The sequence below is a fragment of the Xanthomonas sp. D-36-1 genome (assembly GCF_017746155.1).
In the GTDB taxonomy this organism is placed as follows: Bacteria; Pseudomonadota; Gammaproteobacteria; order Xanthomonadales; family Xanthomonadaceae; genus Xanthomonas; species Xanthomonas cissicola.
The window spans coordinates 1-19,391 of record NZ_JAGHWR010000059.1 but is presented as its reverse complement, the minus strand read 5'-3'; the positions used below and the strand labels follow the sequence as shown (position 1 = coordinate 19,391).

At 65.0% G+C, this 19,391-nt stretch carries 13 protein-coding genes and 1 pseudogene; 7 read left to right on the top strand and 7 right to left on the bottom strand.

Translation table 11 applies throughout. The annotated features are described in order from the left end of the window. Positions 1–70: 70 nt before the first annotated feature. The 3 genes and pseudogenes from J7367_RS16005 (at position 71) to J7367_RS15995 (ending at position 5,906) form a co-directional block, all read left to right on the top strand. Positions 71–1,294, top strand: coding sequence for an efflux RND transporter periplasmic adaptor subunit (locus J7367_RS16005; protein ID WP_057659401.1), 1,224 nt, complete (start codon positions 71–73; stop codon positions 1,292–1,294). A gap of 9 nt (positions 1,295–1,303) precedes the next feature. Beyond that, positions 1,304–4,453, top strand: coding sequence for an efflux RND transporter permease subunit (locus tag J7367_RS16000; RefSeq protein WP_057659403.1), 3,150 nt, complete (start codon positions 1,304–1,306; stop codon positions 4,451–4,453). After that, a pseudogene (locus J7367_RS15995) lies at positions 4,453–5,906 on the top strand (efflux transporter outer membrane subunit). Before J7367_RS16000 ends, J7367_RS15995 begins: the two are co-directional and overlap by 1 nt. Before the next feature lie 212 nt (positions 5,907–6,118). Here J7367_RS15995 and J7367_RS15990 read toward each other — a convergent pair. The 4 genes from J7367_RS15990 to J7367_RS15975 all read right to left on the bottom strand — a co-directional run bounded on the left by J7367_RS15990 (position 6,119) and on the right by J7367_RS15975 (position 11,082). After that, complete coding sequence (locus J7367_RS15990) at positions 6,119–8,077, bottom strand: choice-of-anchor X domain-containing protein (protein ID WP_057659405.1); 1,959 nt, start codon at positions 8,075–8,077, stop codon at positions 6,119–6,121. A 423-nt stretch (positions 8,078–8,500) separates the two neighbouring features. Continuing rightward, positions 8,501–9,394: a methylenetetrahydrofolate reductase gene (locus J7367_RS15985; RefSeq protein WP_057659407.1), complete on the bottom strand. Its 894-nt coding sequence runs from the start codon at positions 9,392–9,394 to the stop codon at positions 8,501–8,503. A gap of 108 nt (positions 9,395–9,502) precedes the next feature. Beyond that, complete coding sequence (locus J7367_RS15980; protein WP_057659409.1) at positions 9,503–10,168, bottom strand: epoxyqueuosine reductase QueH; 666 nt, start codon at positions 10,166–10,168, stop codon at positions 9,503–9,505. Then, positions 10,168–11,082, bottom strand: coding sequence for a LysR family transcriptional regulator (locus tag J7367_RS15975; RefSeq protein ID WP_057659411.1), 915 nt, complete (start codon positions 11,080–11,082; stop codon positions 10,168–10,170). Before J7367_RS15975 ends, J7367_RS15980 begins: the two co-directional genes overlap by 1 nt. Positions 11,083–11,271: 189 nt before the next feature. Between J7367_RS15975 and msuE the strand changes: the two genes are divergently transcribed. The 3 genes from msuE to J7367_RS15960 all read left to right on the top strand — a co-directional run bounded on the left by msuE (position 11,272) and on the right by J7367_RS15960 (position 14,062). After that, positions 11,272–11,859, top strand: a complete 588-nt coding sequence (gene msuE, locus J7367_RS15970) for an FMN reductase (RefSeq protein WP_007975067.1) — start codon at positions 11,272–11,274, stop codon at positions 11,857–11,859. A gap of 162 nt (positions 11,860–12,021) precedes the next feature. Continuing rightward, positions 12,022–13,005, top strand: coding sequence for a DUF1852 domain-containing protein (locus tag J7367_RS15965; protein ID WP_007975069.1), 984 nt, complete (start codon positions 12,022–12,024; stop codon positions 13,003–13,005). A 28-nt stretch (positions 13,006–13,033) separates the two neighbouring features. Then, on the top strand, positions 13,034–14,062 hold the full coding sequence (locus J7367_RS15960; protein ID WP_057659413.1) for a methionine synthase: 1,029 nt from the start codon (positions 13,034–13,036) through the stop codon (positions 14,060–14,062). A 204-nt stretch (positions 14,063–14,266) separates the two neighbouring features. On the opposite strand, the gene kdgT is transcribed toward J7367_RS15960, so the two are convergent. From kdgT to J7367_RS15945, 3 genes are all read right to left on the bottom strand, one after another. Then, entirely contained in the window at positions 14,267–15,223 is a 957-nt protein-coding gene (gene kdgT / locus J7367_RS15955; RefSeq protein WP_057659418.1) for a 2-keto-3-deoxygluconate transporter, read from the bottom strand. A 153-nt stretch (positions 15,224–15,376) separates the two neighbouring features. Then, a complete protein-coding gene (locus tag J7367_RS15950) occupies positions 15,377–16,834 on the bottom strand; it encodes an OprO/OprP family phosphate-selective porin (protein ID WP_057659414.1) in 1,458 nt (485 codons plus the stop codon). Between the two features lie 834 nt (positions 16,835–17,668). Further along, positions 17,669–18,547 (bottom strand): SDR family oxidoreductase, encoded by an 879-nt coding sequence (locus tag J7367_RS15945; RefSeq protein WP_057659416.1) that lies wholly within the window; start codon positions 18,545–18,547, stop codon positions 17,669–17,671. A 136-nt stretch (positions 18,548–18,683) separates the two neighbouring features. On the opposite strand from J7367_RS15945, the gene J7367_RS15940 reads away from it, so the two are divergent. After that, positions 18,684–19,115, top strand: coding sequence for a helix-turn-helix domain-containing protein (locus J7367_RS15940; protein ID WP_005920016.1), 432 nt, complete (start codon positions 18,684–18,686; stop codon positions 19,113–19,115). Positions 19,116–19,391: the final 276 nt, after the last annotated feature.

Below are 19,391 nucleotides of genomic sequence, written 5' to 3'. Positions count from 1 at the left end.
GCAATCTCCAAATTTGCTGCACATTCGCGCCGTAGCGTGGCCACATTCGGATAAACCGTGAGTTCGCCGCATGTTGCCCGTCGCCGCCCATCGTTTTCGCACTGCGTCCCTGCGCTGGCTGTTGCCCGCCGCCGTGACCACGCTCATGGTCGCGTGTTCCTCCAGGCAGCCGCCGCAGATGCCGCAGGCGCAGGTCGGCGTGCAGACGCTGAAGGTGCAGCTGCTGGCCGTGGACCAGACCTTGTCCGGCCGCACCGTGGCCTATGTCACCTCGGACGTGCGCCCGCAGGTCGGCGGCATTTTGCGCAAGCGGCTGTTCACCGAAGGCCAGGACGTCCAGGCCGGGCAGGTGCTGTACGAGATCGATCCGGCCAGCTACCAGGCCGCGTACGACACCGCCAAGGGCGATCTGGCGCAAGCCGAGGCGGCGGTGTTGTCGGCCAGGCCCAAGGCGCAGCGCTACCAGACCCTGGTCGGGCTGGACGCGGTCAGCAAGCAGGACGGCGACGATGCGTTGGCCACGCTGCGCTCGAACGAGGCGGCCGTGATCGCGGCCAAGGCGTCGTTGCAGACCGCGCGCATCAATCTCGACTACACCCGCATCCTCGCGCCGGTGTCCGGCCGCATCGGCACCTCCAGCTACACGCCGGGCGCGCTGGTCAGCGCCGGCCAGAGCGAGGTGATGGCCACCATCAACCAACTCGACCCGATCTACGTGGACCTCACCCAGTCCAGCGCACAGCTGCTGCAGTTGCGCCGCCAGCTCGACGCCGGCCAGCTCAAGGCGGTGGATGGCAAGGCCGAGGTGACGCTGCAACTGGAAGATGGCAGCACCTATGCGCGCAGCGGCACGCTGGAGGTGGTGGATGCCGCGGTCGATACCGCCACCGGCACCGTCAAGCTGCGCGCGGTGGTGCCCAATCCCGAGCGCCTGTTGCTGCCGGGCATGTATGTCACCGCGAAACTGTCGATGGCCGTGGACGAGCAGGCCATCCTGGTGCCCCAACAGGCGATCAGCCGCAACAGCAAGGGCGAGGCAGTGGCGATGGTGGTCGGCAGCGACAGCAAGGTCGCGCAGCGGGTGCTGACCACCGGCGATGCGATCGGCGACAAGTGGGTGGTGCGCCAGGGATTGAAGGCGGGCGACAAGGTCATCGTGCAGGGCTTGCAGAAGGCGTCGGTCGGTGCCGAGGTCAAGGCCGTGGAAGTGAGCCAGACCGCTGCGGCCGGCACGGCCGCCAACGCGTCGCCATCCACGCAGGCCACCGCCGCGGCGGCGCCCAAGGCCGACTGAGGAACCGCCATGGCCCGTTTCTTCATCGACCGTCCCATCTTCGCCTGGGTCATCGCCATCGTGATCACCCTGGCCGGCGCGCTCTCGATCCTGTCGTTGCCGCTGGAGCAGTATCCCAGCATCGCCCCACCGACGATCAACGTCAGCGCCACCTACACCGGCGCCTCGGCGCAGACCGTGCAGAACTCGGTCACGCAGATCCTCGAGCAACAGATGACCGGGTTGGACCACCTGCTGTACATGTCCTCCAGCAGCAGTTCTGCCGGCACCGCCTCGATCACCCTCACCTTCGATTCCGGCACCGATCCGGATACCGCCCAGGTGCAGGTGCAGAACAAGGTGTCGCAAGGCGAGGCGATGCTGCCGGAGGCGGTGCAGAGCAATGGCGTGACCGTCACCAAGTCCATGGGCAGCAGCATGTTCATGGTGCTGGCCTTCACCTCCGAAGACGGCAGCATGGACAGCACCGACATCGGCGACTACATGGTGTCCACGTTGCAGGACCCGATCAGCCGGCTCAACGGCGTTGGCGGGGTCAACGTGTTCGGCTCCGAATATTCGCTGCGGGTGTGGCTGGATCCGGACAAGCTGCGCACCTATGCGCTGATGCCCGCGGACGTGAGCAACGCGATTTCGGCGCAGAACGCCGACGTCTCTTCCGGCGCGCTGGGCGCGTTGCCGGCGGTGCAGGGCCAGCAGCTCAACGCCACGGTCACCTCGCGCAGCAAGCTCAAGACCCCGGCGCAATTCGAGGCGATCGTGCTGAAGTCGCAGACCGGCGGCGCCACCGTGCACCTGCGCGACGTGGCGCGGGTGGAGCTGGGTTCCAAGTCGTATGCATCCAGTTCCAAGTACAACGGCAAGTCGGCCTCGGGCATGGGCCTGGAGCTGGCGACCGGCGCCAACGCGCTGGCTGCCGCCAAGGCGGTGGAAGCCAAGCTCGAACAACTCAAGCCGTACTTCCCCACCGGGCTGAAGTACGAGATCGCCTACGACACCACGCCATTCGTGCGCATTTCCATCGAGGAAGTGGTCAAGACCCTGCTCGAGGCGATCGTGCTGGTGGTGTTGGTGATGTACCTGTTCCTGCAGAACTGGCGCGCCACGCTGGTGCCGGTGATCGCGGTGCCGGTGGTGCTGCTCGGCACGTTCGGCGTGCTGGCGCTGCTCGGCTATTCGATCAACACGCTGACCATGTTCGCGATGGTGCTGGCGATCGGCCTGCTGGTCGACGACGCCATCGTGGTGGTGGAGAACGTCGAGCGCCTGATGAGCGAGGAGGGCATGTCGCCGCGGCAGGCCACCTACACCTCGATGGGGCAGATCTCCGGCGCACTGGTCGGCATCGCCCTGGTGCTGACCGCGGTGTTCCTGCCGATGGCGTTCTTCGGCGGCGCCACTGGCGAGATCTACCGCCAGTTCTCGGTGACCATCGCCGCGGCGATGCTGCTGTCGCTGCTGGTGGCGCTGACCCTGAGTCCGGCGCTGTGCGCCAGCCTGCTCAAGCCGATCGCGCACGGCCAACAGGTGGCGCGCAAGGGCGTGCTCGGGCGCTTCTTCGGTTGGTTCAACGTGCGCTTCGACCGCGGCGCCGATGGCTATGGTCGCGGTGTGGGCAAGCTGATCGGCCATCGCAAGCTCGGCGGGCTGGTCTATCTGGCGCTGCTCGTGGTGATGGCGCTGTTGTTCTGGCGCCTGCCCAGCTCGTTTCTTCCCGACGAGGACCAGGGCATGCTGATGGTGATGTTCACCACGCCGGCCGGCGCCACCCAGCAGCGCACGCAGCAGTCGATCGACCAGGCGTCCGAGTTCATCCTCAAGCAGCCGGAAGTGGCGGGGATGATGACCATCTCCGGCTTCAGCTTTGCCGGCAGCAGCCAGAACGCGGGCATGGGTTTCATCAAGCTCAAGGATTGGGCGCAGCGCGATGCGCCCGCGCAGGAGATCGCCAACCGCATCACCGGCGCGATGATGGGCACGCTGCCCGATGCGCAGGTGTTCGCATTGTCGCCGCCGGCGATCAATGGCCTGGGTACCAGTTCCGGTTTCACCCTGCAGCTGCAGGACGTGGCCGGCAAGGGCCACGACGCGCTGGTCGCCGCGCGCCAGCAACTGCTGCAACTGGCCAACGCCGACAAGGACCTGACCGCGGTGCGCTTCAACGGCCTGGAAGACGCGCCGACCTATCGCGTGCAGATCGACGACGCCAAGGCCGGCGCGCTTGGTCTGAGCGCTTCGGACATCAACACCACACTGGCCACCGTGATGGGCGGCAGCTACGTCAACGACTTCCTCAACAACAACCGGGTCAAGCGCGTCTATGTGCAGGGCGAGGCGAGCGCGCGCATGCTGCCCGCCGACATCGGCCGCTGGTACGTGCGCAACAGCAGTTCGGAGATGGTGCCGTTCTCGGCCTTCTCCAGCAGCGCGTGGGCGTATGCGCCGCAGGTGCTGAGCCGCTTCAACGGTGTGGAGTCGATGGAGGTGACCGGCAGCGCCGCCAGTGGCATCAGTTCCGGCCAAGCGATGAACGACATCGCCGGGCTGGTGGGCAAGCTCGGCAAGGACGTGGGTTACGCCTGGTCGGGCATGTCCTACCAGGAGCAGGCCGCCGGCGCGCAGACCTGGATGCTGTACGCGGTGTCGTTGGTGTTCGTGTTTCTGTGCCTGGCCGCCCTCTACGAGAGCTGGTCGATCCCGATCTCGGTGATGCTGGCGGTGCCGGTGGGCATCGTCGGCGCACTGCTGGCGACGTGGCTGCGCGGGCTCTCCAACGACATCTACTTCCAGGTCGGCCTGCTGGCGACGATGGGCCTGGCGGCCAAGAACGGCATCCTGATCGTGGAGTTCGCCAAGGAACTGGAAGAGAAGGGCCAGCCGCTGGTCGATGCCACTCTGCATGCCGCACGCCTGCGCCTGCGCCCGATCGTGATGACCTCGCTGGCGTTCCTGCTCGGCGTGCTGCCGATGGTGGTCAGCAGCGGCGCCGGCTCCGGCGGCCGCCATTCGCTGGGCACCGGCGTGCTCGGCGGCACGCTGGTCTCTATGCTGCTGGGCATCTTCTTCGTGCCGTTGTTCTACGTGATGGTGCGCAGCGTGTTTCCTGGTAGGGCGTCTGATCACGCGACAGCCGCCGAGACGTCCGAGGTGGCCCCGTGATGCGCTACGGCGTTGCAGGTGTGGCAGTGGCCTGCGCCATCGCCTTGAGTGGCTGCGTCAGCATGGCGCCGCAGTACGCACGCCCGGACGCGCCGGTGCCCAGCGTGATCGGCAGCACCGGCAATGCGGACACCGGCATGCCGAATGCAGCCGCGCTGGATTGGCGGCAGGTGGTGACCGATGCGCGTCTGCAGCAGGTGGTCGCGCTGGCGTTGGACAACAACCGCGACCTGCGCGTGGCGGTGCTCGCTATCGAGCAGGCACGCGCGCAGTACCGCATTCAACGTGCGAACCTGTTTCCCTCCGTCGATGCCACCGTCTCGCACACCGCACACCGCACACCGCGCAGCGCGCCGCGGCAGCGACCAGTTTCACCGGCGCGGCGCAGATCATCCGCAGCGCCAGCGGCGAGGTGGGCGTCAGCAGCTGGGAGCTGGATCTGTTCGGTCGCATTCGCAGCCTCAAGAACGAGGCCCTGGAAAGCTATCTCGCCAGTGAGCAAACCCAGCGCAGCACGCGTCTGAGCCTGGTGGCTGAAGTGGCCAACGACTGGTTGACCGTGGCCGCCGATCAACAGCGTCTGGCGCTCGCGCACCAGACCCTGGACAGCCAACGCAAGACGCTGCGTCTGACCGAGCTGCAGCACGACAACGGCATCGTCTCCGGTCTGGATCTGGCGCAGATCCAGACCAGCGTGGAAAGCGCGCGCGCTGATGTGGCCAACTACACCACCCAGCTGGCGCAGTCGCGCAATGCCTTGAATCTGGTGGTAGGCATGTCGGTGCCGGTTGCGTTGTTGCCTGCCAGCGATGCGATCGAGACGGGAGTGGCGCTGGCGCCGTTGCCTGCCCAGCTGGAATCGCGGGTGTTGTTGCAGCGCCCGGACGTGCTGTCGGCCGAGCACACGCTCAAGGCCGCCAATGCAGATATCGGTGCGGCACGTGCGGCCTTCTTCCCCACCATTTCGTTGACCGCCAATGCCGGGCGCGGCAGCGATGCGTTATCCAGCCTGTTCGATGGCGACCATACGTGGTCGTTCTCGCCCAGCGTGAGCATGCCGATCTTCCGTGCCGGCGCGTTGAAGGCCGAACTGGATGTGGCCATGTTGCAAAAGGACATCACCATTGCGCAGTACGAACTGGCGATCCAGACCGCCTTCAGTGAAGTGGCCGATGCACTTGCCGAACGCATGCAACTGGAAGAACGCATGCATGCGCAACAGGCCATGGTGGACGCCGCACAACGCAGCTTCAGCCTGTCGGATGCGCGCTATCGCAATGGCGTGGACAGTTACCTGGTGGCGCTGGATGCGCAGCGCACGCTCTACAGCGCACAACAGACACTGATCAGTTTGCGGCTGACCGAGGCGAGCAATCGGGTGACCTTGTACAAGGTGCTCGGCGGTGGCGCCGATGCGCAGAGCGGCGCGTCTGTGGCGGATGCGGTGCGTTAGCGTATTCCCCGCACGATCGTAGGAGCGGCGCAGCCGCGACAGACATTGTCGGTCATGCCTGTCGCGGCTGAAGCCGCTCCTACAACAAACATATTCCGATCAAACTGCACCAGCGTCAGCTTAGGCACTTGGGCAAATCGGCGCTGCACCGGGGACGTGCCCGGGACAGCGCCTTGCCCAATCCCCAATCCCGATTCCCTAATCCCGGCCCCTCAACGCGCCGCATTCGCATTCATCACTGCATTGCGGTTGGCATCCAGATACTGCGCCGGGTCGCGCATGCCGGTGGTATGGCATTGGCCGGTGGTGTGGCCGCGATTCACGCCACCCGGCAGCTGCGCATTGACCTGCTCCACCGTGCCGTCTTCCGGGTCGTTCAACACCAGATCCGAGGCAGCGTTGCAGTAATCGTTGGTGTACCAGTTGGTCTTGGCGAACGAGGTGGTGTAGTAGTTGACCTTGGCGCGTGCATCGGCCGGAATGCCGGCCAGCCAGGCCTTGGCGCCGTCGTAGGTCATGTCGCTATTGGTGCCGCAACCTACGCCGAACCACGAACCCACCGCGGCCAGCACGCCGGACAGATTGGTGCCTTGATACGGCGTGCCCACCGACTGCATCACCCGCCCACCGGTGGCGTTATCCAGCCCGCTCCAGTAGTAGGTGTACAGATGCAGCGCAGCCATGCCGCCCTGGCTGTGCGCCACCGTGGAGAACGACGACCATTGGCTGGCGAACTGGGCAAGCCGCTGCGCAAACTGGTCGTTGCTGCGGTTCTGCTTGGCATCCAGGAAGGTCGAGGCATTGGTGAATTGCGCCTGCGGCCATACACCGTTGGAGCAATAGCCGTGCACCAGCACCAATTGCGAGCCGGCGGCCTGAGGCTGCGCCGTCGCCATCGCGGAAGCCAGTGCAGTGGGGCGCGGGCCCATGCGCATGCTCTCGTCGATCCCCGTGCCGGCGCGGGCGAGACTGGCGCGGCGAAGCGCTGGCAGCTGCAACGGCAGCGCGCCGGCCTGCACCAGCGGAATGTAATGGTCCGGGTCTTCAATGCGCAGGCTGCGCAGCGTGAACGGTGCCCGCGCACCGGCACGCGCAATCCAGCGTTCGTCCAGGCTCAGTGGCAGCTGGCCTTGCTGCGGCGTCAGCATGCCGCCGATCCAGGCCACCGGTACGTCCTTACCCTTGGCATCGGTGCCCCATACCTGGCCGAACACCCTGTAATGCGACGGTGCGTTGCCACGTGCAGCGACCGGTAGCGCAATCGTCAGCCGCGTGCCCTCAGCAGCGCGTGCGCCCAGTGCATTGCCGAGCAGACGCAACGACGTATCCACCACCGGCACCACATGCTCGCTGGTCCGCACGAACGGCTGGCCAGCCTGGTCGTGCCCATGCACGATGACCTGCGCAATCCAGGTGCCCTCGCTCGTGGGTTGGAACGTGCCGCCGTACACGCCATCTCCGGCGGCGCCATCGTCGTGCTTGCCGTCATCGGCCATCGGCAGGCTGCGCACACCGCCTTGCGGATCGATCACACGCAGGCTTGCCTGGTCGATCGTTCCGGCTTGTGCCGTCAGCAGCGTGGCGCCGCGTGCATCGTTGCCGCTCAGCAGCGCGTTGAGCGTGAGCGATTGGCCAACCTGCTGCTGACGCTCGCGCAGGTACGAAGCAAGCTGCGTGCGCGCATCGCCTTCCATCAGCACGTAGCCACGCTGCGCCACCGGCGAGGCCGACTGCAGCGTCAACGACCATGCGCCGTTGCGCGCCGACTCCACGGCGTAGCGCATGCCGCTGGTGCCGTGCTCGGCGGTGCCCAGCAGCGTGCGCTGCGCGTGCAGCGGTGTCGCCACCGCCGCGGCGCGTGCGCCGGCAAGCTGAGGCGCAGCCACTGCTGCATCCCAGGCCTGATCGCCGGACAGCACCATGAAGCGCAGATGCCCGTTTTCCACCGGCAAGCTGCCTTGCCAGCGCGCGGATTGACCGGCCGGTGCCAGTTCCACCGGCAGCAACGCACTCTTGGACAAAATCGCCGACTCGGCCGGATCTGGCGCACGCATCTGCGCGAACTCCTCCGGTGGGCCAGCCAATTGCTTGGGCTGCAACTCGGCTGCCGCAAGCGGTCCAGAGAGCAGTGAGAGGGAGCACAACAGCGACAACAGCGACGGCTTCGGCATGGCAAGATCTCTCCGTGAGCATTGCAGAAGCGATGCCATCGCGCACGGCAACGACATCGGATGCAGCGCCCCCTCGCCGCGATTCGTCGATGGTTATACCGCGCTCTTGTGACAGGTCTGCTGTGCACTGCAACACTCACGGTGCTGCGTGCATGTCGCTAGAAATCAAAGGACACCGAGTGTGATCTGGGTCGCGGACGCGGCGCTGTTTCAGAGAAAAGCATGCAGCGATGAAGACCGAATTCTCCTTCAATCTCGGGCACTGCCGCTGTGGCGGCCAGATTGCCTTGACCGCCATGGGACGCAGCGCATTCAGACGCTCTCATCCCCGCCGACCTCGCCACGGACTCACCGCCCGATCAGTAGCGGTGTGACCGCTTCAAGCCCACGTTGACTGGCACACCGACACGTTGGTCTTGACGTCTAATCCGCGGCCACGGAGCTAACCCGATCCTGCGACGCCTTGCACGAGCGATAGTGCGCAACCCACTCCACAGACTGGGCGATGCCGCCGAACGGGTAGAGGTGCAAGCGGACATCTCCATGCGCTTCCGTCAGGCGGCCGACGAGGTGATCGACAAAGCGATCCGGCCCCGCGTTGCCGAATAACTTGCCAATGGAGACGCCATAGTTTGAGAGCACCGACGCGCAGGCGCCGACACCGCAGCTTGCCGCATAGCGTGCGAGGGTCCCGACACTGGCAGGACCGGGCACGCCCACCCGTACCGGATGCGTCATGCCGCGCGCGCGCAGCGCTTCCAGCCATGTCATCACGATGTCGGCATCGAACCCGAACTGCGTCACGATCAGGGGCGCCATGCCGCGCTCCTGGATGCTGCGGCACTTGCGTTGCAGCACGTCCCATTGTTCTGTCGTGCGCATGATCGGATGTCCCTCCGGATGACCCGCCACGCCGATGGTGCGGATGCCTGAGCGTTCGAACACACCCGTTTCGATCAGCGACACGCTGTCGGCAAAGGGTCCCTTCGGAGTGGACGGATCACCTGCGATCACCAGGCAGCCGGTGACGTCGGCCTCACCGACCAGGCGCGCGATAAAAGCCTGCAGTTCCTCGAGCGAGCCGATGCGACGCGCGGAAAGATGTGGCACCGGTTCGAAACCAAGGCGACGCACCATCTGTGCTGCGGCTAGCCGCGCAGCCTCGGTTTGGCCTGGCAAGTAGGGAATGAACATGGCGCAGCCAGGCAGGATGCGCGGCGCCGCGTTGGTCAGCGCGCCGATGTCCTTGACGCTGACCTCCAGCGAATAGGCGTCGGTGATGGTGCTGGCACCGCTCGGCGTGTCTGTAGGAATCACGGGTCTTGCGGTCTTGTCATGATGATTGGGTGACATCGCAACGACGCGCTGATCGAGCGGAAAGGAGCCCCAAATCCACGTGAGGTCGCCGCTGAACTGGCGAAAGGCTCAGTCTTGCTGCTCGTCATCGCCATAGAATTTCACGCCAAATTGAATGCGCTTGCGACCGCTGTCCACACGATGCCGATTGGTGTCGCGCAGGGAATAGACGCAACCGCAGTATTCCTGTTGATAGAAGTTCTCGCGCTTGCTGATCTCAATCATGCGTGAGGCGCCACCGCCCTTGCGCCAGTTGTACTCCCAATACATCAAGCCGGGATACTTGGCCGCGGCGCGCATGCCGCAGTCGTTGATTTGCTGCATGTTCTTCCAGCGCGAGATGCCCAGCGAACTGGTGATCACCGGAAAGCCGTGCTCGTGGGCATACAGCGCGGTGCGTTCGAAGCGCATGTCGAAGCACATGGTGCAACGCACGCCGCGCTCAGGTTCGTTTTCCATCCCCCGTGCCCGCTCGAACCAGTTGTCCCGATCGTAGTCGGCGTCGATGAAGGGCACGCCGAACTGTTCGGCAAAACGCACGTTTTCGTCCTTGCGCAACGCGTATTCCTTGCGCGGATGAATGTTGGGATTGTATAAGAAGATGGTGTAGTCGATGCCGGAGGCCAGCATCGCCTCCATGACCTCGCCAGAGCACGGCGCGCAGCACGAATGCAGCAAGACCTTGGCGTGGCCGTCAGGCAGTGGAAGTGGCATGCGTTGGGCAGTGGAATCCATCAGTGGGGTCCTGGCGTATAGGCAGTGGCATTGGCCGGCGCACGCGCCAGTTCGATAAACGCGCGCAGATAATCGATCGCGATGTCCGCCTCGCGCGCGCCCAGATAGATCTGCTTGGGGATGCCGCGCGCACCCAGCCGCACCGGCACCACGTCCATTCTGGCCGCATATTCCTCGACCAGCCAGCGCGGCATGGCGGCCACGCCGCGGCCGCTGGCCACCATCTGCATCATGATGTCGGTGGTTTCGATGGCCTTGTGGCGCCGCGGCGTGACGCCGGCCGGCAACAGGAACTGGCTGTAGATATCCAGGCGCTCAAGATCCACCGGGTAGCTGATCAACACCTCGCGTGTGAGCTGCTGTGGCTTGACGTAGGCCACCGACGCCAACGCATGGCGCTTGGCCACGACCAGCACCTGCTCATAGTCGAACACCGGCTCGAACCTGAGTCCTGGCTTGAACAGCGGGTCGGGCGTGACCAGCAGATCGATCTCGTAGCCGAACAATGCGCCGATGCCGCCGAACTGGAACTTCTGTTTCACATCCACATCCACATCCGGCCACGTGGCCAGATACGGCGCCACCAACTTGAGCAGCCACTGGTAGCAGGGATGGCATTCCATGCCGATGCGTAGTGCACCGCGCTCGCCCTGCGCAAACTGCCCCAGCCGCTCTTCGGCCAGATCCAGTTGCGGCAGCACCCGGTTGGCCACCGCCAGCAGGTACTGGCCGGCCTGGGTCAGGCGCAGGCTGCGCCCCTCGCGCAACCAGATGTCGGTGCCCAGCTGCTGTTCCAGCTTCTTCATGCTGTGGCTCAGCGCCGACTGGGTCAGATTCAGCACGCCTGCGGCGGCGGTCAGCGAGCCTTGCTGCTCGACCTGCTGGACGATGGTGAGATGGATGCGCTCAAGCATTCAAATGATCCGAATTCATGGATTGTTGAAATAACACCATTTTACTTCATTGAATGCGAACCCTAGCATCGGGACTCGTCGTTCAATCGCTGCCGTGTGAACGGGTTCGGACCAAGGCGCGGCCAATGGGTCGGGCCGCGATCTTCCTGTCGCACTGCACGAGGTCCCCACCGCGTAAGGTTGCCTAGCATGACTGTCAAACACCCACTCCGCATCGTCGCGGTTTCCGGCGGGATGCAACGCCCGTCCAAGGCCGTCGCCCTGGCAGAACACCTGCTGGAGCTGATCGCCGATCAGGTGCCGTGCGAGCGCCATTTGGTCGAAATTGGGGCGTTGGCACCGCACTTCGCTGGCGCGCTCTGGCGTACCCAAGTCCCTGGCACGGTGGAGCAGGCGCTCTGCCTGGTAGAGCAGGCCGACGTGCTGGTGGTGGCAACGCCGGTCTACCGCGGCTCGTTCACCGGACTGTTCAAGCACTTCTTCGATTTCATCGATCAGGATGCCTTGATCGATACCCCCGTGCTGCTCGCTGCAACCGGGGGCAGCGACCGCCATGCGTTGGTGATCGACCATCAGCTACGCCCGCTTTTCAGCTTCTTCCAGGCACGCACCTTGCCGCTGGGCGTCTACGCAACCGACCGCGACTTTCTGGACTACCGCGTGCACAACGACGCGCTGGCCGAGCGGGCCAGGCTGGCGGTGCAGCGGGCACTGCCGCTGATCGAGCTGACGCGGCATGCACGTTCCAGCGTCGCGCAGGGCGTGGCTGCGGCCTGAGGGGCGCAGCGCAAGGTGGTGCGGCCGGCCACCGCGCCGTCCTCGGCCACAGGATCGGTCGGCGTGCCCGCTGATCCGGATGTCAGGCCTGCATGCCGCCGGCATTACCCGCTACGCAGCGCATACGCGCGTCCCATCTTAGAAACAAGGCATCAGTTCGCAATGACTCACACATTGGATTTCACCATCAAGAGCCTGCGCTTCGACGAGGACTACCATCCCTCGGCCACGACGCGCAACACGACCAACTTCGCCAACCTGGCCAGAGGTCTGCGACGTCAGGAAAATTTGCGTAATACGCTGGCGATGATCAACAACCGCTGCAACGATCTGGCGCACTGGGATAACCCCAGCCGTGACCGTTACGCGGTGGAGCTGGACATCATCTCCGTCGAAATGCACATCGGGGAACGCGCGCTGGACGATGCGTTTCCGTTGATCGAGATATTGAAACCCACCATCGTCGATCGGCATACCGGTGCGCGCATCGACGGCATTGCCGGCAATAATTTCTCTTCCTACGTGCGCGACTACGATTTCAGCGTGCTGCTGCCAGCGCACAACCAAGATGCGTCCGGCTTCACCATCCCGGACGATTTTGGCGACCTGCACGGCAAGCTGTTCAAGCACTTCGTGCACTCGCCTGCGTACTGCGCGCACTTCAACAAATCGCCGGTCATCTGCATCAGCGTCTCCACCAGCAGAACCTATCACCGCACCGGAAACCGGCACCCCATCCTGGGGATCGAATACCGGCAGGACGCGTTTTCGTTGACCGACCAGTATTTCGAAAAGATGGGCCTGCAGGTGCGCTATTTCATGCCGCCGAACAGCGTTGCGCCCTTGGCGTTCTACTTTTTCGGCGACCTGCTTGGCGACTACACCAACCTGGAGCTGATCGGCACCATCGCCACGATGGAAACGTTCCAGAAGATTTACCGACCAGAGATCTACAACGCCAACGCTGCAGCAGGGCCGACCTACCAACCGAGCCTGAAGCATCAGGATTATTCGTCCACCCAGATCGTCTACGACCGCCAAGAGCGCAGCCAGCTCGCCGTGACACAGGGCAAATTCACCGAAGAGCATTTCATCCGGCCCTACGGCAACCTTCTTGCGCAGTGGGCGTCCAGCCATGCTTCCTAATCAACCAGAACGCACGACATCCCTCATCATGACAAAGCTGCTCCCCACCTCAACCGCCGGTAGCCTGCCCAAGCCGTCCTGGCTTGCCCAGCCCGAAACGCTCTGGTCGCCCTGGAAATTGCAGGACGCCGAACTGATCGAAGGCAAGCAGGACGCGCTGCGCTTGTCGCTGCAGGAACAGCGGCACGCCGGCATCGACATCGTCAGCGACGGCGAACAGACGCGTCAGCATTTCGTCACCACCTTTATCGAACATCTCAGCGGTGTCGATTTCGAAAAGCGCGAGACGGTCAGGATTCGCGACCGCTACGACGCCAGCGTGCCGACCGTCGTTGGCGCGGTCAGCCGTCCGAGATCGGTGTTCGTGGACGATGCCAAGTTCCTGCGCCAGCAGACCGGCCAGCCGATCAAGTGGGCGTTACCCGGCCCGATGACGATGATCGACACTCTCTTCGATGCGCACTATAAAAGCCGCGAAAAACTGGCATGGGAGTTTGCCAAGATCCTCAATCAGGAAGCCAGGGAACTGGAAGCCGCCGGCGTGGACATCATCCAGTTCGACGAGCCGGCCTTCAATGTCTTCTTCGACGAGGTCAACGACTGGGGTGTTGCCACCCTGGAGCGCGCGGTGGAAGGTCTGAAGTGCGAGACCGCCGTCCACATCTGCTATGGCTACGGCATCAAGGCCAATACCGACTGGAAGCAGACGCTGGGCTCGGAGTGGCGCCAGTACGAAGAATCGTTCCCCAAGCTGCAGACATCCTCGCTGGACATCATCTCGCTGGAATGCCACAACTCGCACGTGCCGATCGATCTGATCGAACTGGTTCGCGGCAAGAAGGTGATGGTCGGCGCCATCGACGTGGCAAGCACGACGGTCGAAACGCCGCAGGAAGTGGCCGAGACGCTGCGCAAAGCGCTGCGCTTCGTGGATGCCGACAAGCTCTATCCCTCCACCAACTGCGGCATGGCACCGCTTGCCCGGCACGTGGCGCGCGGCAAACTCAGTGCGCTCAGCGCAGGCGCGCAGATCGTGCGTGGAGAACTGTCGGCTTAGCCCAACTGCCACCGCAGTGCGCCACGTGCCGTCGGGTGGCCTGGCGTGTGCACAAACGCGACAGATGCCGGTCGCGCACATCGGCCATGATCGTCGGCGGCAGCGCACCGGCGTCGCCGGAGCCCGCTCGCTCCGGCGCCATGCATGCCGCAACGCTAACGGCCCAGGCATCCCATCGCAGGCCGCATGGCACCAGCCCGGCTCTCAGCCGCTGCGTGCACAGCGACGGCGTGCATACAAGGCCGTCAGCAGCGGCACCAGCAGCGAGGTGACGATGACCGCGCTGGCCACCAGCGCCGTCGCGGCCGGCGCTGCGGGTGCGAACTGCGGCGCCATGCCGGCGATCAGGGCCGGAGTGGCCACGGCGGCACCGGCCGTGCTGGAGGCGGCCACGCCGGCGGTGCCGTTGCCGCCGCCGATCCAGCGGTCGGCCAGCAGCAAGGGCAACCCGGTGATCACGATGACCGCCACGCCCAGCAGCACGCCACTTGTGCCGGTGTGGGCGATGGTCGACAGATCCAGCGTGTTGCCGAGCGCGAAGCCGAAGAAAGGCACCAGCGTCCTGGTCGCCTGTGCGAAGAACTGCCGCAGTTGCGCGTCGAGGTTGCCCAGTGCAAAGCCCAGCAATAGCGGCAGCACCGCCCCGACGAACAGATGTGGTTCGAAGCTGGCCAGGCCGCTGGCACCGAGGATCAGCATGGAGATCAGCGGGCCCGATTCCAGCGACATCAGCACCACTGCCCCTGCGTCTTCGCTGCTGCCGTATTGCTGCATCAACGCGGCGTACAGCCCGCCGTTGGTCATGTCCATCGCAGCCACCAGCGCCAGGACCGACAGCCCGGCCAGCGGCCCGCTCGACACACCGCCGATGGGAAGGAGCGGTGCGCACAGGACTGCGACGAGCCAGGCCACTGCGATCTTGGTCAGTACCAGGCTGCCCGAACGGCGCAGCACCCGTCCGGAGGCGCGCAGCTGGATGGTTGCTCCCATGCAGAAAAACCACACCGCCAGGATCGGAACGGTGCCGCTGATCAGACCGTTGCTGAAAGACCCCAAGGTGCTGCCGGCCTGCGGCCAGAGCGTGTGGCAAAGCGCCCCGAGCAACAAGGGGACCAGCATCATCCCGCCAGGAAGCCGCTCCACCGTGGTCTTGATACGCATCTGCGTTCCAGTGAGCGCGTCACCACGCGCCGGGCTGGCAGCATCGCGCAGGCACCTGCGTGCATGCAGATCCCGGCGCGAACGCACGCAGCCGCACACGAATGCACCGGTCATGACCGCCGCAGCAGCCATGACCGGCGCTGCCGACCTTGCTCAGTAATTGACCTGCAACTGCAGGCGCAGCAAATCGCCTTCAACGACCGGATACGGCGCGGTGCTGACGTCGGTGCGCTTCATCTTCGAATAGGCGAACACCAGTTCCAGCGCATCCATCGGCTGCCATTCGACACCGGCTTCCACTTCGTCCAGACGCATGCGCGGGGCATTGGTGTCGAACTTGGAGCCGCCGCGGTAGGTCTGCCATTTCAGGTACGGCAGCAAGGTGCCGTAGTTGAAGTCGTGCTTGAACATGGCCTGCACATAGCCGCCGCTCAGCGAGCGGGTGCGGATGCGGCGCTGGGCCACATCCAGTTCCGGGCCACGGCCCACCGTCCACTCCGCCTGCAGGCCGAACGGCTGCGGGTAGTAGATGATGTGCGCGGCCACGCGCTGGTCGGTATAGCCATTGGGCTCGGTGATGGCCGGGGTAAAGCTGCGGCCGCCGATATTCACTGCTGCCGCAGTCGGCACGAAACGGCCGGCGTAGGCGTCGGCGCCCACTTCCAGATACTGGCCGTTGGCGAACTTGAACGGGTAGGTGGCGTGCACCACCGCGTGCATGCTGTCGTTACGCTCGGCGCGGTTGGCGCCCTGGCCGTTGTACACGCCGGCACCGATCACGCCGTAGTCGCCCGACCCCTTCAATCCAGACTTGACCAGATCCTGGAAGCGGCCCTTGGCCACGGTGGGGCTGTAGTAGAACACCGCACCGATATCGCGTTCGTCGCGCAGGCCCGAGTTCAGTGCATCGGCGCGATCCAGCGAGAGCCGGTTCTGGCTGGACTGCAGATTTTCCCAGCCGTACGGCATTTTCGATTGACCCACACGCACGCGGTATTCGCGCTTCTTGTCGAAGAAGATATCGGCGTAGGCGTCGCGCAGCTGCGCAAAGTTGGAGGTGGTGGAGCCGGTGGGCGTGCTGGCAAAATCCGGCTGGAAATACAGCGACACATGCTCGTTGAGATCGCCACTCAGCACCAGGCGCGCACGGCGGATGCCCAGGCTCTGGTCGTTGCCGATAAAGCGGTCACCCGGCGCGCGCAGGTCCTGCGCATCGCCGCCGACGCCCTGGTTGTAACGGATCTGGGTGTAGCCGCGCAGGCTGAGTTTGTCGTACCACTTCTTGCCGACGTCGCCGGACTTGGCCGGCGCTGGCGTTGCAACCGGCGCAGGCATAGGCGCGGCCTGGGCAATGGCAGTGTCGGCGGGCGTGGTGGCGCCCGGCGTGGGCGGCCGCGGTTGTGCGGGCGCGGCCGGCATCGCCGATGCCGGCAGCTTGCCGTTTTCGTCCACCTGCACGAAGGTGCCCAACTTGTCGCGACCTGGCGCCGGCTCGGCGAAGATCTGCTTGGTCTTGCGGTCGACGTACAACTCCAGCTCGGCGGCCAGCGTGCTGCCGCTGGCGGTCGCGCTGAGGGCGCACAGAACAGTGGCGAGATTGCGTTTTTTCATTGGTCCGGCTCGTGCAAGGGAAACGGGTCGGCGGCTGCGTCGATCCGGTGCTGCCAAGAGGGCGGCTGCACGGCGTGGAAGCGCCTGCCAGGCGCCGGTCGTCCTGACGTAGCGGCAATGGCAGCAGTTATATTTAGATTTGATGTCATTTTGGTGACACTGCCGGACTTCGCTGTCGCGGCCCTTGTGTCACCGTCGTGTCGGGGCGATGGCAGTTATGCGACCAACGTGAGGCAGGCACAGCTGCGCGCGTTATGGGGTGCAGACGCTCTTACAGAACTGGATTCGGAAGGTGAGGGCGTGGCATCACGGAGACCGCGCACGCCCTGCCGTGCCTTCGACGTCGCGCATCGCCGATGGTTGCGTAGCCTTAGCTGCTGGACTCGCCAGCGCGGGGCGCGCCTGCGCCACCATTGAGCTTCGGCAAGCACGTGCAGTTGCAAGCGACATCGGCAAGGTCACGCTGCCATCTGCTGCGCCCGGGAGTGCGTCGCGCAGCGCCAGGCTGTGCAGGTCTCCAGCGCTGGCAGCAATCCAGTGCCGCATCGTCGCGCTGATCGCACCACGCGTTGACCAACCGAGATGCACGGTTGCTGATCGGCCGTTAGCGCAGCGCTACGGCCGATCGCCTCAACCAGTGCCACTGGTCCAACGCACTGGAGATCATCCCGACACGCGCAGCCACGCCGACCAGCCGGCTATCGCTGTCGGTCGGATATCGGTGAAGCACCAGGAAGTTCGCCGTGATCCCTGGCGGCCACGGGGCACCTCCTTGACGATGCGCGAACCACCGCGTGCCGAACGGCCCGGCAGCGCAGTGGTCCCGGCCGTGACTCAGCGCGCCGCGAGTGCCGCCGCCACCGCATCGCGCAACGGCGTGGTGGGGCGGCCGATCAACCGGCCCAGCGTATGGCGATCATCGAACAGGGCGCCGTCGCGCGAGGCCGCCGAGCACTGCGCCAGCACCTGCGCAAAGCCGGACGGCAGGCCGATCTGCACCAGCGCTGCCGCGTAATCGGCTTCCGGCAGGTCGTGATAGGCCACCGGCTTGCCTGACTGCTGCGCCACCTCGGCGGCGTACTCGGCCATCGTGAAAGCGGTATCGCCTGCCAGCTCGTACACCTGGCCGGCCTGTGGGGCATCCGAAGCCAGCACTGCAGCCGCCGCAGCAGCATAGTCGGCGCGCGTGGCGGCGCTGATCCTGCCTTCGCCCGCACTGCCGAGCACTGCGCCGTGGGCGACTTCTGCGGCGATCGAGCCGGTGTAGTTCTCGGTGTACCAGCCATTGCGCAACAACGCGTGCGGCACGCCGCTCTCGCGTAGCAGCGCCTCGGTGGCCACATGCTCGGCGGCCAGCGACAGCGTGCTGGTATCGGCATGCAGGATGCTCGTATACGCCAGCAGCTCCACCCCGGCGCGCTTTGCCGCCTCGATCACGTTGCGGTGTTGCGGCACGCGCTGGCCGACCGCATTGGACGAGACCAGCAACACGCGGCCCACGCCGGCGAAGGCCGTGTCCAGGCTTTGCGGGTTCGCATAGTCGGCCTGACGTACCGCGATGTCGCGTTTTGCGAACTCGGCAAGTGACGCGGTATCCCGGGCCGTTGCTACGATGCGGTTGGCAGGCAGATGGCCAAGTAGCGCTTCGACAACCAGCGCACCCAACTGCCCGCTGGCGCCGGTGACAAGAATCAGGGGGGAAGTAGATGTCATGACGGGCTCCGGTAGGTTTGCATAAGAGATTTGGTCTACTATCTAGACCTAATTGATCGCCTGCATAGTGTCGGCGCCGCCCAGGCCTCCGCAAGGAGGCAGTTTTGCTCCCCCTGGTTACCGTGAGATACCCCACGTGAATGCGATTGCCCTGTTCCCGCTGCCGCCGTCCCTGGAAGGACCCTTCGACGCCACCAAGTGCCCGGTGCGCGATGTGCTCGACCAGATCGGCGACAAGTGGACCCTGCTGATCCTGCTGACGCTGATCCCCGGCCCGTCCCGCTTCAGTGCCATCCAGCGCGCAGTGCCGGACATCTCCAAGCGCATGCTGACCCAGACGCTGCGCAATCTCGAGCGCAACGGCATGATCACCCGCAAGGTCTACGCCACCAAGCCGCCGAGCGTGGAATACGCGCTCTCCAAGCTGGGAATTGCACTCCTCGGCCCCGTCTCGCAACTGCTCACTTGGGCGGGCGAGAACCACGGCAGCATCCGCGCCGCCCGCGAGCGATTCGATCGCGCACAGCAGGCGGCAGTGGCGTTGGATCCCGACGAAGCGATGGCATAGGCGCGGCGCTGGGTCACCGCGATTCAAGCCAATGCGCTGAGGTGGTGCAGCGGCGCTCCCGCGTGCGCATCGGCTGTCAGCCCTGACTGCAGAATGCGCTCGCGGCGTCCTGGCTTACATGTCTCTCATGTGCGGTTTGACGCGTGAGGTCAGCCGCGCTGTGAAGTGCTGTCGGGTGAAATGAATTGTTAGGCGCGGCCAAGTTGGTAATCCCCCCGCCCATTAGCAGACGCCAGAAGTGGAATTTTCTCGTACCCTTTCTCGAGGAGGTTCCAT